Annotated in this window: 15 protein-coding genes and 1 pseudogene; 4 read left to right on the top strand and 12 right to left on the bottom strand. The window is 54.5% G+C overall.

Features of this window, described 5'->3' with window-relative positions; translation table 11 throughout:
• Positions 1 to 33: 33 nt before the first annotated feature.
• Complete coding sequence (locus tag HMPREF1487_RS05030; protein WP_010795515.1) at positions 34 to 567, bottom strand: cytochrome b; 534 nt, start codon at positions 565 to 567, stop codon at positions 34 to 36.
• Between the two features lie 167 nt (positions 568 to 734).
• Between HMPREF1487_RS05030 and HMPREF1487_RS05025 the strand changes: the two genes are divergently transcribed.
• Entirely contained in the window at positions 735 to 932 is a 198-nt protein-coding gene (locus tag HMPREF1487_RS05025) for a heavy-metal-associated domain-containing protein (protein ID WP_010795514.1), read from the top strand.
• Here the strand turns inward: HMPREF1487_RS05025 and HMPREF1487_RS05020 are convergent.
• On the bottom strand, positions 911 to 1,543 hold the full coding sequence (locus tag HMPREF1487_RS05020; RefSeq protein WP_010795513.1) for a TetR family transcriptional regulator: 633 nt from the start codon (positions 1,541 to 1,543) through the stop codon (positions 911 to 913). The two genes, HMPREF1487_RS05025 and HMPREF1487_RS05020, sit on opposite strands and share 22 nt — an antisense overlap.
• Before the next feature lie 129 nt (positions 1,544 to 1,672).
• Here HMPREF1487_RS05020 and HMPREF1487_RS05015 point away from each other — a divergent pair, with 129 nt between their 5' ends.
• Entirely contained in the window at positions 1,673 to 2,851 is a 1,179-nt protein-coding gene (locus HMPREF1487_RS05015) for a Bcr/CflA family multidrug efflux MFS transporter (protein WP_010795512.1), read from the top strand.
• Between the two features lie 5 nt (positions 2,852 to 2,856).
• Here HMPREF1487_RS05015 and HMPREF1487_RS27675 read toward each other — a convergent pair whose 3' ends face one another.
• The 4 genes from HMPREF1487_RS27675 to HMPREF1487_RS05000 form a co-directional block, all read right to left on the bottom strand.
• Positions 2,857 to 3,027, bottom strand: coding sequence for a hypothetical protein (locus HMPREF1487_RS27675; RefSeq protein ID WP_010795511.1), 171 nt, complete (start codon positions 3,025 to 3,027; stop codon positions 2,857 to 2,859).
• 77 nt (positions 3,028 to 3,104) lie between these two features.
• Positions 3,105 to 6,338 (bottom strand): bifunctional diguanylate cyclase/phosphodiesterase, encoded by a 3,234-nt coding sequence (locus HMPREF1487_RS05010; protein WP_010795510.1) that lies wholly within the window; start codon positions 6,336 to 6,338, stop codon positions 3,105 to 3,107.
• Between the two features lie 149 nt (positions 6,339 to 6,487).
• Positions 6,488 to 7,507: a zinc-binding alcohol dehydrogenase family protein gene (locus HMPREF1487_RS05005; protein WP_010795509.1), complete on the bottom strand. Its 1,020-nt coding sequence runs from the start codon at positions 7,505 to 7,507 to the stop codon at positions 6,488 to 6,490.
• Positions 7,508 to 7,517: 10 nt separating this feature from the next.
• The gene (locus HMPREF1487_RS05000) at positions 7,518 to 7,811 is read right to left on the bottom strand and encodes a putative quinol monooxygenase (protein WP_010795508.1); all 294 of its coding nucleotides are present in this window, start codon (positions 7,809 to 7,811) and stop codon (positions 7,518 to 7,520) included.
• A 93-nt stretch (positions 7,812 to 7,904) separates the two neighbouring features.
• Here HMPREF1487_RS05000 and HMPREF1487_RS04995 point away from each other — a divergent pair, with 93 nt between their 5' ends.
• Positions 7,905 to 8,825, top strand: coding sequence for a LysR family transcriptional regulator (locus HMPREF1487_RS04995; RefSeq protein ID WP_037029754.1), 921 nt, complete (start codon positions 7,905 to 7,907; stop codon positions 8,823 to 8,825).
• Between the two features lie 7 nt (positions 8,826 to 8,832).
• On the opposite strand, the gene hisN is transcribed toward HMPREF1487_RS04995, so the two are convergent.
• Positions 8,833 to 9,624, bottom strand: a complete 792-nt coding sequence (gene hisN / locus HMPREF1487_RS04990; RefSeq protein WP_010795506.1) for a histidinol-phosphatase — start codon at positions 9,622 to 9,624, stop codon at positions 8,833 to 8,835.
• A gap of 70 nt (positions 9,625 to 9,694) precedes the next feature.
• Positions 9,695 to 10,642: an adenosine deaminase gene (locus HMPREF1487_RS04985; RefSeq protein WP_010795505.1), complete on the bottom strand. Its 948-nt coding sequence runs from the start codon at positions 10,640 to 10,642 to the stop codon at positions 9,695 to 9,697.
• Positions 10,643 to 11,065: 423 nt separating this feature from the next.
• On the opposite strand from HMPREF1487_RS04985, the gene HMPREF1487_RS04975 reads away from it, so the two are divergent.
• On the top strand, positions 11,066 to 12,169 hold the full coding sequence (locus HMPREF1487_RS04975; RefSeq protein ID WP_010795504.1) for a calcium:cation antiporter: 1,104 nt from the start codon (positions 11,066 to 11,068) through the stop codon (positions 12,167 to 12,169).
• Positions 12,170 to 12,550: 381 nt separating this feature from the next.
• On the opposite strand, the gene HMPREF1487_RS04970 is transcribed toward HMPREF1487_RS04975, so the two are convergent.
• The 4 genes and pseudogenes from HMPREF1487_RS04970 to HMPREF1487_RS04960 all read right to left on the bottom strand — a co-directional run bounded on the left by HMPREF1487_RS04970 (position 12,551) and on the right by HMPREF1487_RS04960 (position 16,036).
• The gene (locus HMPREF1487_RS04970) at positions 12,551 to 13,759 is read right to left on the bottom strand and encodes an ammonium transporter (protein WP_010795503.1); all 1,209 of its coding nucleotides are present in this window, start codon (positions 13,757 to 13,759) and stop codon (positions 12,551 to 12,553) included.
• A gap of 261 nt (positions 13,760 to 14,020) precedes the next feature.
• Positions 14,021 to 14,611: an IMPACT family protein gene (locus HMPREF1487_RS04965; protein WP_010795501.1), complete on the bottom strand. Its 591-nt coding sequence runs from the start codon at positions 14,609 to 14,611 to the stop codon at positions 14,021 to 14,023.
• Positions 14,608 to 15,172: pseudogene (locus HMPREF1487_RS26685) on the bottom strand (TetR family transcriptional regulator C-terminal domain-containing protein); the annotation flags it as partial. The pseudogene HMPREF1487_RS26685 and the gene HMPREF1487_RS04965, both read right to left, overlap by 4 nt.
• A gap of 66 nt (positions 15,173 to 15,238) precedes the next feature.
• Complete coding sequence (locus tag HMPREF1487_RS04960) at positions 15,239 to 16,036, bottom strand: outer membrane protein OmpK (RefSeq protein WP_010795500.1); 798 nt, start codon at positions 16,034 to 16,036, stop codon at positions 15,239 to 15,241.
• Positions 16,037 to 16,203 lie beyond the last annotated feature (167 nt).

Here is a 16,203-nt window from a genome sequence, read left to right as displayed (position 1 = left end):
CCTTGACCTCGTGTTAAGGTCAAGCCCTGCCGATCAATCCTTGATCAGGGGCAACATGCCGGGCAATACCCGGTCCCGACGCGCCACGTAGTGCCAGATCGCCATGCTGGCATGTCCTAGGATCAACAGGATAAACGCATACTGCACGGTGACATGAACCTGCTTGGCTGCACTGCGAAGCGCTTCAGGCAAGGGCAGAGGGCCAAAGCTGAACAACCAGAAGTAATTGACAGGGCGAGCGCTGAAGATAAGCCCTGTGATGGGCATGAGAAAAAGCAGCGCATACAGCACCGCATGCCCCAGCTTGGCCAGTTTCTGCTGAAGCACGGCATTCGGCGGCAACAGGGCTGGTGAGCCATGTTTGAAGCGAATCATCAGACGAATCACGGTCAGAGCCAGAACGGTAATGCCCAGCGATTTATGCAGGGTGAAGACATCGGCTCCGCTGCCCAGTAGCCCACTGAAAAAATCTTCGAAGTAGGGAAGGGAAATGATGAGGATGACCAGAGGGGCCGTCAGCCAATGCAAAAGAATCTGTGCATTCGAATAACGCGGCAGTGTAGCCATGAGCGAGTCCCTATCCGCACGGTGTAGTGGTGATAGGCCGTTCTTCCGAAAGGGCAAGGCGACCTTTCGCAATAATAGGTGACTTACCGTGCTAACAGAAGCTGTCGAACTTGACCTTGACCTCGTGGGAAGGTTGAGAATGAAATTTTCCCGTCAGGAGATACACCATGCATACCTTTAATGTACAAGGCATGAGCTGTGGCCACTGCGTCAAGGCGGTTACCCAGGCGATCACCGCATTGGACGCATCGGCCAGGGTCGACGTGGATCTGCCAACCGGCAAAGTCACGGTAGACAGTCGCGAAGCTCCCGAGCCGCTGCTGGAGGCGATTCGCGAAGAAGGTTATTCCGCTGAAATCGCCTGATCCCAGTCCCGCACCAGGCCCCGGAAGAGGATATCGAACATTGCGGTCGAATCCTTGACCGGGTCAAACAGGCCGGGGTCGCGCAGCCAGTCGCTGATCAGGCCAATGAACATCGAATGCACGGCAAAGGCAGCCATGCGAGGCGTGACGCCCGGTTGCAGCCGCTTTTCCTGATGCTTCCATAGCTGCTCGCATAAACCTATGAACTGTGAAATAAAGGCGTTATTGCGCTCCTCGGCCTCCCGCAACTCGTCGGTAAATTCACAGCGATGCAGCAGAATGGTCATGACCCGGCGACTGCGCTCATCCTGAGTCAGCCGGTGCATGCCGTTCACACAGACATCTTTCAAGGAAATAATCGGATCTCGTCCCTGACAACCGCAGAGTTGCTGATTAAGCACTTCCATGGGGGTACGAACCTCGTTGAGCATCTCATGGAACAGATGTGCCTTGTTCTGGAAGTGCCAATACACAGCGCCACGTGTGACTCCGCATTCACGAGCTATCATCTCAAGGCTAGTATGCGCCACGCCATTGGCGAGAAAGAGCTGTTCAGCGGCCTCAATAATGTCGCGTCGGGTCTGCTCGGCTTCTTCTTTGGTTCTGCGCATAAGGTTCGTATGAAAATCAAGGATTAAAACGATAGTTTAACGGTTGGCCGTGTATTTACAAACATTGTTGTATGTAACAGCATGGCAGTTCATCGCTTTTGGGCCGCTGGCCCCCTCCGGATCTCCTCAATGACATTTCGCATTTTGTTAATGCTGGGTGCGCTCAGCGCATTTGCGCCGTTTGCCATCGATATGTACCTGCCGTCTTTCCCGTCACTGGCAAAAGCCTTTTCAACGGATGTGGAACACGTCCAGTTGAGCCTTTCGGCGTATTTCGCAGGCTTGTCCATTGGACAACTGTTCTACGGACCGCTGGCAGACCGGTTCGGCCGGCGTATACCGCTACTCACGGGTATCGTTCTGTTCACCCTTGCCTCATTGGCTTGTGCCATGGCGCCTACGCTGGAATGGCTGATTGCAGCGCGTTTTGTTCAGGCATTAGGCGGTTGCGCAGGCATGGTGATTTCGCGTGCCGTAGTGCGTGACTTGTGCGATCCGATTCATGCTGCCAAGGCGTTTTCCCAGATCGTTCTGGTGACCGGGGTTGCGCCGATCCTCGCGCCAATTGGCGGAGGCTTCCTCCTCAATCATGTTGGCTGGCAAGCCATTTTCATCAGTTTGGTGGTCTTTGCCCTGCTATGTGGCAGCGCGGTTGCGCGCTGGCTACCAGAAACCCTGCCGCCCGAGGCACCGCGTCCATTGTTGCGCAACGCGCTGCGGCAATACTGGCAAATGTTGAGTGACAGGAACTTCATGGGGTTTGCGCTTATCGGCGGCATCTCCATGGCAGGCATGTTTGCGTATATCGCAGGCTCTCCGTTTGTGTTCATCAACCTGTACGGTGTACCGGCAGAGCATTTCGGCTGGGTGTTTGGTAGCAATGCGGCAGGATTCATCTTATTTAGTCAGATTAATGCGCGCCTTTTGAGCCGGCACGGCCCATCCTGGCTGCTGACAAGAGTCACGCGGTTTTACGGTGCGGCAAGCCTTGTGCTGCTCGCCATCGCGGCCTTTCAGCCCGCCATGTTGTGGTGGATCTGTGTGCCGCTGTTCTGCTGCATCGCCTCGTTAGGCGGCATCATTCCCAACGCTTCGGCATGCGCAATGGCTGGTCAGGGGAGCAACGCAGGCAGTGCGTCTGCACTGTTGGGATGCCTGCAGTTTTCCATCGCGGCCTTATCGTCCGCGGCGGTAGGAATGCTGCATGACGGTACGGCACGGCCAATGGCGGCAATCATTGCGATCTGTGGCGTGGCAGCAGCGGTGCTGGCCTGGCTGACAACACGTACAAGGCCAGCACCCCACTGATCCGATCAGGCCGGAAGGCTTTCCGGCAGCTTATGAGGGGCTTTCAATCGAGCATTGAGCTTATCGACGTATGTACGCGCTTCGTCCTCGGTTCTAAAGGTGATGGCTTGATCATCCAGACGAACTTGCCAACTACTTTGAGGCGAGCGCGTCAACGGGCGGACTTCAATTTTCATTGCGTATTCCCCCTTCCCTCGGTTGTCGGTGGGCGCTTAGTGTAGACATTACTTAGGTTACAGAAGCGTGACGTGGGTCAAGTTAGTGACCGGTGGTAATCGTAATACCATTTCTCGAACGCTTCCGGTGGAAGCGGAGGGCTGAACAGATACCCCTGGCATTGCTGACAGCCGAGTTTACGGATCACTTCAAGCTGTTCGTCGGTTTCAACACCTTCTGCCAGAACGTCCAAGTGCAGGCTGTGCCCCAAGGCAATAATGGCGGACGCAATGGCCTGATTGCCATGTTCGCCATTATCGGTACGGATATCGCGCATGAAGCTCTGGTCGATCTTGAGTTTATCCAGTGGGAAACGGCGCAGGTAGGCAAGCGACGAGTAGCCAGTGCCAAAGTCATCGACTGCAATGCGCACCCCAAGCGTTTTTAGAGCCGCAAGGCTGGTCAATGCCATCTCGACATTTTCCATCAGCGTTCCCTCTGTGATTTCCAGCTCCAGCTTATTGGCAGGCAGATGTTGTCTATTCAGGGCTCTGGTAATGCGCTCAGCCAGATCGGCTTGGGCAAACTGCCTTGGAGACAAATTGACCGCGATGATGTCGAGTTCAATACCCTTGTCGAGCCACTCTCGAATTTGGTGGCAGGCTTGCTCTAGAATCCAGAAGCCCAGAGGGACGATCAGCCCGGTTTCCTCGGCCAGAGGAATAAAATCGGCTGGGGAGATCATTCCAAATTCCGGGTCACGCCAGCGCACCAACGCCTCTGCGCCAATGGGTTGGCCCGTTGCGACATCAATCAGGGGTTGGTAATACAAGACAAAATCGCAGCGTTGCAACGCTACGCGCAGGCGCGATTCCAAGCTTAACCGCCGACGAGCCTGCTCTGTCAACGCCTGTGTATAGAAGCGATAGGTGTCGCGGCCCTGGTTCTTAGCCAAGTGCATGGCCGCGTCTGCATTGCGAATCAGCTCGTCGGCAGTGCTACCATCGCTGGGGTAGACACTGATACCCAGGCTCAAGCTAAGAAAGACCTCCTCGCCATCTTCCAGACGTAGCGGGGCTTCTAACAGCTGGCGCAGCGTTTGCGCCAGCGTCGCCACTTCATCGAGCCGTTCGAATTGCTCAAGGATGACCAGAAACTCATCTCCTCCAATGCGGGCCAGCGTATCCTCGGGTCTCAGGCCGGATCTGAGGGTATTGGCTACTGCGTTGATCAAATCATCCCCTGCGGGATGGCCATAACTTTCGTTAACGGTACGAAAATGGTCGAGATCAAGCAGCAGCACGGCCAGTTGACCCTCTCCCTGCAGCCGTTTCAAGGCATGATCCAGTCGGGTCCGGGCGAGCAGGCGGTTGGGCAGATCAGTTAGTGGATCGAAATGGGCCAAATGGGCCAGCCGTGCTTCGCTTTCCTTAAGTTGGCTGGTATCGCTCAGCACCATGACGAACTGACGCTGGTCCCGCTGGCTAATCTGGCTGATGTTGAGCCAGCCGGGGAAGTTCATGCCGTTGGGGCGGCGCCATAAGACCTCGCCTTCCCAGTGGCCTTCCTTCAGTAACGTGCGCCATAGGGTGCGATAGAAGTGATGATCCTGGCGGCCACTGAGCGGCAGCGGCAGTTTCTGACCCTGCAACTCCATGATGGAGCGAGCGCACAAGGCTTGAAAGGTTGGGTTAGCCATGAGGATACGGCGTCGCTGATCAAGCACCACAATACTGTCACGGCTGTTTTCGAAAAGAGCCGCCGCCTGACGCAGCGACTCTTCCTGAATCTTGCGCAGCGTTATATCCTCGATGACCGCAATGAAGTAGTGAGGCTCGCCCTGCGTGCCTCGAATCAGGGTAACGTTCAGATCGACCCAGATGACTTGGCCATCCCGACGCACATAGCGTTTTTCAAGCTCATAGCTATCCATTGTTCCGGCGAGCAGTTCGCGAATCCGCTCGGTACCGGAAGGCAAATCCTCGGAATAGGTAACATCATGAACCGTCAGGTTCCTTAATTCATCGTGCGAATATCCCACCATCTGGCACAGGTATCGATTGGCACGCATCCACTTGTAATCAAGCCCTACCAGAGCGATTTCGATGGCCGCATGTTCGAACGTGGCGCGGAAGCGGTGTTCAATCTCGTCCCGCTCTTGAGTATGACGCTGTTGCCGGATGGCCAGTGCGGCCAGGCGGGTAAATTCGTTGACCAGCGCAATGGTGGCCTGCTCGGGTGAAGTGAGCGTGTGGTAATAGATGCCAAATACCCCAACAGCACTTTCGGTCTCATCACGAATCGGTAAGGACCAGCCGGAGCGGATATCGGCCTGTCGGGCAGCCTCGCGCAAACCTTCCCAGTTCGGGTCGTGCTCGATGTCCTGGCTGATGACCAGTCCGTTACGATAGACCGCTGCGCCACAGGTGCCTGATTCTGGAGCAATAGGCGAGTCTTCCATTGCATTGATATACGCATCCGGCAGGCTTGGTGCTGCGCTGACGCGGAGTTTGTTTTGAGAATAATCCGCTAGCTGAATGATAACGCGCATTTCAGGGAATATATCCTCCAGACGCTTAGCAATACCCGTGAGGATGCTGCGTTTGGAATGCGCCAGCAGGAGTTCGTCGAGCACGGCATTGCGGGCGCGCTGTAAGGCGTCGGCCTGGAATTGATGATGGATATCAGTGAGGGTTCCTTGAAGACCATTATCGATGACCTTGTGAATCCTGAACGAGACCCAGCGATGCGAGCCATCTGCCTGACACAGGCGCAGCGTGGCAGAGCAGTCTTGTCGCGTACCATCACGAAACTCATTGAGCATCTGGCGGATGGGCTGGCTTTCCTGGCTATGGAAACACTGGAAAACCGAAACGCCTATCGTCTGAGCGATGGGTTTGTTGGTCATCCGCTCCCAGGCAGAGCTGAGAAAGCGCCAATGCCCATCTATATCGACCAGAAAGGCCACAATCGGGAGATGATCAATTATGTCCTGATAATGATGTGTTTCAGCGTGCGTCTGAGCAACAGGCTGGGGCAGGGAGGGATCATCGGCAGCCTGAGCAGTGGTATTTAATGTTTGTTGCAGTTGCTCTACGTACCGCTGTAACTCATCAATCAGCTGTTGGCGCGCGTGCTGTTCTCGACGAACATAGAAGTAGAGCAGGACGGCAATGCCACAGACAAACAGAATGCCTTTGGTCGTTTGCAGGGCGCTAAGCGTACTGGCGTTGAATGACGCATGATCCAGAAGGTAGTCAGTGATCCCTACCCACGCAATCCCGATCAGGGCATACAGACCAGCCAAGCGAAATGGATGAAATGTCCGCATCCGTGTCCCCATCATTCGCACGAAGCGAAAGCTGATATCCACAGTGGACAGGGTAGCGTGTGACGAGGTTCACTGCCATGCCATTGGCCTGACGCTTGATAGCTCTCTGAAAGCAGCCCGGCAGCTTTTCACTACCGAGCTGCTGGCGATCAGAAGCCTTCCAATACGATCTTGCCCTTGGCCTTGCCGCTTTCCAGCAGGGCATGGGCGCGACGCAGGTTCTCGGCGTTGATCTTTCCATAGTGCTCACCGAACGTCGTGCGTAATACACCGCTATCGATCAGCTGAGCCACCTCGTTGAGCAGGTTATGCTGCTCCTGCATGTCCGGCGTCTCGTACAGCGAGCGGGTATACATCAGCTCCCAGTGCAGAGACAGGCTCTTGCGCTTGAGCGGTACGGCGTCCAGCGACTCGGGGTCGTCAATCAGGCCGAGTTTGCCCTGAGGCATCAGAGACTCGATGATCTGCTCATAATGACGATCGGTCTGGGTCAGGCTCGCGACATAGGTAACCTGCGGAATGCCGATGCGTTTGAGCTCTTCGCTGAGCGGTTTGCTGTGATCGATCACATGATGCGCGCCGAGTTCGGTTACCCAGGCCTGCGTTTCAGGACGAGAAGCCGTACCGATGACCGTTAGCCCGGTCAACTGGCGAGCCAGTTGCGTCATGATCGAGCCCACGCCGCCTGCAGCGCCTACGATCAGCAGGGTTTCGCCACGATCGGCCTTGTCACGTGTGACACCCAGGCGGTCAAACAGCAGTTCCCACGCGGTAATGGATGTCAACGGCAATGCAGCCGCCTGAGCAAACGCCAGCGATTCAGGCATGCGGCCTACGATGCGCTCGTCAACCAGCTGAAACTCGCTATTGCTGCCCGGACGTACCAGTGATCCGGCATACCAAACCTTATCGCCCGGCTTGAACAGGGTAACATCGCGGCCTACCGATTTGACGATGCCAGTCGCGTCCCAGCCCAGAATACGCGGTTGCGATTCATCGGCATGGGGTACGTAACCCTGGCGAACCTTGGTGTCTACCGGGTTCACCGAGACAGCTTTGACTTCAACCAGCAGATCACGCGGGCCTGGGGTTGGCTCGGGAAGTTCGATGTCCTGCAGACTATCCGGGTTGTCGACAGGCAGGCACTTGTAATGTGCAACGACTTTCATGCTGTTTTCCTCAGGAAATACGGTACATCTTGGTCACACTGAATTTCTCAGCGGTACGCTCGATAACCGGTAATGCGGCCTGGAAGTGTGGTGTTGCCTCGTGCTGGGCCAGGGACGCTTCGTCACGCCATTGTTCGATCATGTGAAACGTGCGTGGCTGCTCGGCATCACGATGGAAGTCATATTGGATGCAGGCATCTTCTGCGCGGCTCTGCGGCTGCAGGCCACGTAGGGCTTGTTCCAGTTCAGCTTCGGAACCCTCTTTGGCAACCAGGGTAGCAACCAGTGTCAGGGGAGTAGTCATCGTATTTCTCCTGTGAAATGCAGTAATAGTGTTCTCTTTCGTTGGATGATAAAAGCCGTTATAAAGCAAGGCTCTTTCAATAAAATCTTGAAAATGATCCGTCTGGCTGACTTGCAACTGTTTGTTAGGACTGTGGAATGCGCCAGTCTTTCCGCCGCTGCGCGAGAATTAGGTCTATCGGCAGCGGTAGCGAGCGCGGCGCTGAAGCGTCTAGAGGATGCGCTTGATACCAGGCTTCTGGCGCGCTCGACCCGAAGCCTTCGGCTAACCTCTGAAGGGCAGATGTATCTGGAGCACGCCCGACAAGCCTTGCAGAGCCTTGAGGAAGGGCAGCGCCTGCTGGAAAGCGGCAAGGCTGGGATCAGGGGTGTGCTGCATCTGTCGGCACCTTCGGATCTGGGTCGCAATCATCTACTAGAATGGCTGGACGAATTTCAGGCGCTGTATCCTGAGGTAAGCTTTCGATTGCTCCTGTCCGATCACCTGAATGATTTGTTTCGTGAGTCTGTGGACATTGCCATCCGGTATGGCGCACCTGAAGATTCTTCCCTGGTGGCCTTGCCCCTCGCTCCGCTCAATCGACGTGTATTGTGTGCGTCGCCTGCATACTTTCAACGACGAGGCCATCCTCAGCAGCCGGATGAACTGCGTCAGCATAATTGCCTCTGCTATATGCGTGGCTCCAGAGCTCATGATCGATGGGTATTCGATGATGGCAAGCGACAGGTAACGGTCACCGTTCAGGGAGACCGCATAAGTGATGATGCCGATGTCATTCGACGCTGGGCCGTGGCCGGACAGGGGCTTGTTTATAAGTCGTGGCTGGATGTCGCGAGTGATGTCGAAGCGGGGCTACTGGAGCTAGCGTTACCGGAGTGGCATGGCGAAGTAACGCCGCTTAACCTGCTCTGTCCACACCGCGCCCAACTATCGAGCGCCGTGACGCAATTGAGGGATCTGATCCGGCTGCATTGCCAGAAGCTTCTGGAAAAAGCCCCCTGGCAAGGCCGATAGATAGAAATTAGGCGTAGGGAGCAAGCTGCTGAATGAGTTCGGCATGCAGCGTCTTGTCACAACAGGCGATGATTGCACCGCCATTCTGCGCGTCGCCACCATTCCAACTGGTCATGACACCGCCAGCGCCTTCGATGATCGGAATCAGCGCCTGGACATCATAGGGTTGTAGACTCGCCTCGATAATGACATCCACAAAGCCCGACGCCAGCATGCAATAGGCGTAACAGTCACCACCGAAGCGAACCAGCTGGGCCTGTTCGGCAATGCGTTCAAACGCTGCCAGACGCTCTGGTGTATCAAGGATCTGGGGGCTTGTACACATCACACGGGCCTTGGAGAGGCTGGCACAGGCGCGGGTCTTTAGCGGGGCGCCATTGAGCCAGGCGCCTTCTGGTGTGCCGACAAAGCGCTCGCCTGTGAACGGCTGATTCATTATGCCGATGACGGGGCGAGAGCCATCGTTCAGGGCGATCAAGGTACCCCAAAGCGGTAGCCCGGTAATGAAGGCGCGCGTGCCATCGATAGGGTCCAGCACCCAAGTCAGCGAACTGCTTCCGGTAACAGCATCTTCTTCTTCACCCAGAATGTTGTGTTCTGGAAATTCGCTCAGGATCAACTCACGCATGGCGCGCTCGGCGGCCTTGTCGGCCAGCGTGACGGGGTCGAATAGGCGACCGCCTTTGTCATCTACCTGAAGCTGCGAGCGGAAATACGGCTTGATAGCCACGGCGGCGGCATCGGCCAGGCGCTCGGCGAACTGTTGATACTGGGTCGTTTCAGCGGCATTCAAAGGCATTGAAGTTCTCGATGGCGATTACGGATAGCACAATGAAAACCGGCCGCACGAGAGCGACCGGTAGTACCTGTCAGACCAGGCGGGCGTCCAGGCTGTTCTGGGCCAGGCGTTTGGCCTGATCCTGAGTCATGCCCAGGCTTTCGTACAGTGCCATGAAGTTTTCGGTCACGTAGCCGCCGAAATAGGCTGGATCGTCAGAGTTCACGGTCACTTTCAGGCCACGCTCAAGTAGTTTGAGAATGTTGTGCTGGCTCATGTCATCAAACACGCACAGCTTGGTGTTGGACAGCGGGCAGACCGTCAGCGGAATCTGCTGGTCAATCAGGCGGTGCAGCAGGCGCTCATCTTCGGCTGCACGGACGCCATGGTCGATACGGACCACATTCAGCAGATCCAGAGCCTCCCAGATGTACTCGGGCGGGCCTTCCTCGCCAGCATGTGCCACAGCAACAAAGCCTTCGCTGCGCGCGCGGTCGAAAACACGTTTGAACTTGCTTGGCGGATGACCCATCTCAGAGCTGTCCAGGCCAACCGCAATAAAGGCGTCACGGAAGGGAAGCGCCTGATCCAATGTCTTCTGGGCTTCGTCTTCAGACAGGTGACGCAGGAAGCTCAGGATCAAGCCGCTGGTTACACCCAGCTTCTGCTCGCCATCCTTGAGCGCCTGCTGGATACCGCGCAGGACTACTTCGAACGGAATACCACGGTCTGTATGCGTTTGCGGGTCGAAGAACGGCTCGGTATGAATGACGTTTTGTTCCTTGCACTTGAGCAGATAGGTCCACGTCAGGTCGTAAAAGTCTTCTTCAGTGCGCAGAACATTCGCGCCCTGGTAATACAGGTCCAGGAATTCCTGAAGGTTGTTGAAGGAGTAGGCTTTGCGCAGCGCCTCGACATTCTCGAAAGGCAGCTGGATGCCATGGCGCTCAGCCAGCTTGAACATGAGCTCGGGCTCGAGCGTGCCCTCCAGATGAAGATGAAGTTCGGCTTTGGGGAGGGCATTGAGCCAGTCGTACATGGTGGGATTACTCATTAACAGCGATTTGCCCGGAATTATGTCATGCCCACCGGCGCTGCGCAGGTCTTTACTGCCTGAGCGGAGTATTGAAGCAGGCAAAGCGCTATCAATGCCCGTGCAGAGTGTCAGGCCGACGCCTTGCAGTCTGGCAGCCTCCCGGCTTACCTCTGTGTTGTTTATTGTGGAAAGAGGCGAGCAGGAAAAGCGTTCAGATAGAAATCCTCAACTAGCAGCTCGATCTCACCTACAGGTTGCCAGTCGTTTTCTGAAAGAGTCCCTGTGGCACGAGAGCGTTTTAGCGGAGTGCAATGATTTTTTGCAGGCCGATGGCGAAATCACGCGCTGAAACATGTCGTAACCCTATGCCGTCAATTGGCTGGCCTTTCGCCGCATGAGGCGAGTCTTTCAAAGGATACGACTTACATGGTTTCAACATTGAGGGGCGAAGCATTCCTGCTGATCGCCATTGCGGCCGGCGTGCTGGCCTATGTCTTCGAGCATCAATTGGTAGGAAGCGGCCAGACGATTGCCTTGGTCGGGGCGGTGGCCCTGATCGCAGCCATCATCTGCGCTGCCATGCGTGTTGCTCACCATGCAGAGGTGCTTGCTGAAAAAGTGGGTGATCCCTACGGTACGATGATCCTGACGCTTTCGGCGGTGCTGGTAGAAGTGATCATCCTAGCCATTATGATGGGGCACGATCACTCGCCGACCCTGGCGCGAGATACGATCTACGCAGCTGTTATTCTCGATATCAATGGACTGATCGGCTTGGCCGCTCTTCTTGGAGGGCTCAAGCATGGCGAGCAGCGCTACAATGATGATTCCAGCCGTAGTTATGGGGTAATGATCCTGACCGCAGTGAGTATCTCCATGCTGGTGCCGGAATTCATTCCGGTCGAGCGCTGGCATGTCTACTCCGGCTTTACCATTATCGTAATGGTCTTGATGTATGCCCTGTTTCTGCGGATGCAGACTGGTCCCCATAGTTACTTCTTCAGCTACAACTATCCAGAAAAGAAGAAAAAGAAGCCTGCTGGTGACTCAACTGTCGTAGAGCACGAAGCGCCAGCGAATACAGGGTTATCGGTTGGTCTGCTGATTGTAGGCGTGGTAGTGACAGGCGCATTGGCCGAAGTCATGTCAAAATCACTGGACGCTGGTCTTGAAGGGCTGCCGGTTCCGCCTATGGTGTCTGCCTTGGTGGTTGCCGTTATCTCGGCCAGTCCAGAGATTCTTACTGCCTTGCGTGCAGCTATGGCCAACCGCATGCAGTCTGTTATCAACATCGCGTTGGGAGCATCGCTTTCCACCGTTATTCTAACGGTGCCGGTTGTTGAGGCCATTGCACTTTATACTGGGCAGCCTATGCAAATGGCTATGACCCCAGTGCAGACGGTCATGATGGGTGTCACCCTCATCATTGCTGCCATCAATCTCAATGACGGTGAGACCAATGCAATTGAAGGCATGACTCACTTTGTACTGTTCCTGACCTTTATTATGCTGACAATCATCGGTCTCTGATCCTGAGGGCGGGCTTGGTAATGCTTGCCCGCTCCATGCATCGTTCAGAAAGTGGCAACTTGAAAATTCAATGCACCTTATTTTCGGCCTGCCATATTCTTGGTAACAATTGGGATTACTAGACTCCTAATAAACGGCTAGGCAAGGGAAGGCCTGTAGGCCATTAGCAGTAGGGTAGGGCTGAAAATCTATAAGGGAGCAAGATAAAGGAGCAATCCGTCATGGAGTGATCAAAAAGTGATCAATTTTCCCTAGGCCGCGCAACGTATGCGTTTGGCACATGTATCCTTGGCTTATCCACAGCCCCATCCACGTTAAGTGTGAGCAAGTCGAGCCTCTCAACGCGCCTGCTAATCCTATACACGCTTTGAAATCAAGCACTTATTCTGGATTGGTAGCAGAAATCCTGTGGATGGATAAGTCCGCTCCGTAATACTCTTCCTCTTGCGTCAGACGCAGACCAAGCACTTTCTTGATGACGCCATAAACGATTAGTCCGCCTGCCAGTGCAATCGCTACGCCCATACATGTGCCAATCAGCTGGCTGACAAGGCTTACGCCTCCACGGCCTTCCAGCATGGGTTGCCCGAAGATGCCACATGCGATACCACCCCAGACGCCGCATAAGCCGTGCAAAGGCCAGACACCCAGAACGTCATCGATTTTCCATTTCACTTGGGTGGCAGTGAATGCCCATACGAAGAGCCCCCCAGCAACCAGACCTGTTGCCAATGCACCAATAGGATGCATTAAATCCGAACCGGCACAAACCGCGACCAGTCCAGCCAGTGGGCCGTTATGTAGAAAGCCCGGATCGTTTCGGCCAAAAATAAGCGACGCCACGACACCGCCTACCATGGCCATCAACGAATTTACGGCAACCAGACCGCTCACGCCGTCCAGTGTCTGAGCGCTCATGACATTAAAGCCAAACCAGCCAATAATCAGAATCCATGAGCCAAGTGCGAGGAAAGGAATATTGGAGGGAGGGAACGCCACCAGCCGCCCATCGCGATAACGACCGTTACGGCGGCCGAGTAACAGGACGGCTCCCAATGCAAGCCAACCCCCAACGGCGTGCACCACAACCGATCCGGCAAAGTCATGAAACTTCGCGCCAAAAGAGGCTTCAAGCCATGCTTGTACGCCGTGGTTGTTATTCCAGACGATTCCCTCAAAAAACGGATAGATAAAAGCCACGATTAGAGCCGTTGCGCAGAGCTGTGGTGCAAACCGTGCCCGCTCAGCAATACCGCCAGAAATAATCGCCGGAATAGCGGCTGCAAATGTCAGCAGAAAGAAAAACTTCACCAAGGCGTAGCCGTTATCGGCCATTAGCGCTTCAGCCGGGCCAAAGAAGTTGACGCCATAGGCAATCCAATACCCGATAAAAAAATAAGCCAGGGTAGAAATGGCGAAGTCAGCCAGTATTTTTGATAGCGCATTTACCTGGTTTTTCTGGCGAACCGTGCCTACTTCTAAAAAGGCAAAACCAGCATGCATGGCCAGAACCATGACAGCGCCTACCAGAATGAATAATGTGTTGGATCCGTGGATCAGAATGCTTACGGCGCTTTGCAGTTCGTTCATGATTGGCAGTTACACAAGAATGAATAACGGCACCAAAAGCAGTCAGTATTCAAGGTCGGCGCACTGAAATGGCGCATTTTGCCTGACGTGATTTACATGCTTTGATGTTAGGTGCAGATGTTAAATGGCAGAGAAGACGAGCCCGCAAGCCTCAATTGCACGCTTGCAGAGCAGGGTCTCTCTCCTGCGCACCATAAGGCAGCAATTCTTGTGCCGTTCGAAGCGGTGAAGAGCGAAGCTATACGCTTCGCTTGGGTAGTCTTATTCCTGGATACGGTGCAACGCTATGCGGCCCCGGCTAACATCTGCCAGAAAGCGCTCTAGAGGAGAAAGACGCTCTTCCGGCAAAGCCAGGCGAATATCGACACCCGAGGCACCGAATGCTTTGTCGTCTAGAAGAGCATCAAACTCATGTAGTCTGGATTCGAGCAGGGGAAGCTCAGAATAAGTGCAGTGGCAGGCCACCAGAACTCGAGGTACCAACTCCACACACTCAGCCTGTTGAAGGCATTTGGCAGCACAGCCTCCATATGCGCGCACTAATCCACCTGTCCCCAGCTTTATGCCACCGAACCAGCGTGTTACCACTACAACCACACGGTCACAGTTCTGTCCTTCGATGGCCGTTAGGATGGGGCGGCCGGCAGTCCCGCCAGGCTCGCCGTCGTCGTTGAAGCGATATTGTTGGCCAAGCTTCCAGGCCCAACAATTGTGAGTAGCGCCAGGGTCGCTGACCCGGTCAATAAAAGTCTGCGCATCGGCAGCACTTGAAATAGGCGCAGCAAAAGCCTGAAAGCGACTCTTGCGGATCTCTTCCTGAAAGACCGCTTCAACTAATAGTGTTTCGCTCATATGCGAGCCGGCAGCTGAAGGCTACAGCCCTTGAATATGATAAGAGTCAACGTATGGGGCGCTGCCTCGAAATCCTGGTCAGTCAATTGGTTGCGTCCTGTCACATAGCAGAGTCGGCTGGAAAAGTCAGCATAGTGCTAAGTGCTGCCCCGTAACACGAAAATAAGATGTACAGGGTCAACGGGATCCATTTTGCCGTGTTTGATCCATGCTTCAAAGACAGCTGCCCGCTGCCTAAACCAGTACCGGTAGTCCTGATCGAAATATTCATACAGGTAAGTACCGTCACCAACAATTTCCACGGCAAAAATACACGAGGCTAGAAGATACGCCGAGAAAGCGTCATTTTGGCTTGAATGTAGCGAGCCAATGCTTCAGCAGGATCTTCTTCAAACGTAGGCGTGTTAAGTGTACTGCCAGAGCTCAAGGATATTGGCCAGCAGAGCCATATGAAGTCTAACGTGTGAAGCAGTAATGTACGTTGGCCTTGAGCAAGCCAACCCACTGGGCAATGGTATTAACGAAGCCAGTCAGGGCTTCAGGAGTGCCGTGTTTCGAGAACGGCGCTTGATAAAATGAGTAGCATAAGCAGACGCAGCGCATCAAATAGGCGCTGCGCCTAAGCTCTTAGAAATGATATTTGGCTATTACGCTAAAAGTATTCTGGTCCGTGCGAAAAGCGTGGCTGTCTTTGATGCCGTATTTGTCAGACCAGTAATCGTACTCCACCCCTACATACATATGCTTGGCTTCGTAGCCCATCGCCTTGCCAAGGTCATATTTGATCTGTGGGTTGAAGTGGAAATTGGCGTGATAGCTGCGACTAGGAGTTTTGTTATCGTTTCTATTATTGACGACCCAGTCGATGTAGCCGTCAAACAGGATATCTGAAGTCCCCGCCGGCAAAGTAATGGACCATGCGGGCGTAACCTGCCAGGCGCCTGAGCGAACCCGGCTACCTTCAGGCTTGCGATAGTAGAAGTTCAGAGTAAAGAAATTGAAGCCGGGCACCTTCAGATCGAAACCAGGGCCGATCAGGTAGCTATCGACATCACCTTCACCAAACTCATAGGTAGTGGCCAGCAGCACATCAGTGATCGGGCCAAGCTCTAATTTGGTACCCGTCAGCTTACCCAGCGAGAAGCGAGGGCTGAATTCGCCATAGTAACTGTGATGGCCATTGGCGTTGGCGCGCCCGACACCGTTGTACCAGCTGTTATCGACAAAAAACCAGATATCGCCCCATGACCAGTCACTGGCATGTTCAAAGGTGATCGTTTGCTGGGTATCAGGATCAACCTTGTAATTTTGCCCGTATAGGTAGGTAAGGCTATTGTCCTGCCAATGTAACATGCCATCAGCCATAGCATTTCCTGTTAACAACAGGCCGCTGGCTAATACAACGGAAGAAAGGGCGCGGCTCATTGTCTGCTCCTAGAGATAGTAATAAACGCTCCAAACCTGTCCGCTCGGTCAGGCTTTTCCCCGTTTAGCAAGAACAGAGCCAAGGTTTGGGCGGCGGCATTCTACAGAGGTCTAAGCCAAGCGAAAGGGCTTTTTGAGTCAATCAGGTAAGCGGTAGGTAAGGCCGA

It is taken from the genome of Pseudomonas sp. HPB0071, assembly GCF_000478505.2.
Classification (GTDB): Bacteria; Pseudomonadota; Gammaproteobacteria; order Pseudomonadales; family Pseudomonadaceae; genus Chryseomonas; species Chryseomonas luteola.
This window is presented reverse-complemented; position numbering and strand designations above follow the sequence as displayed.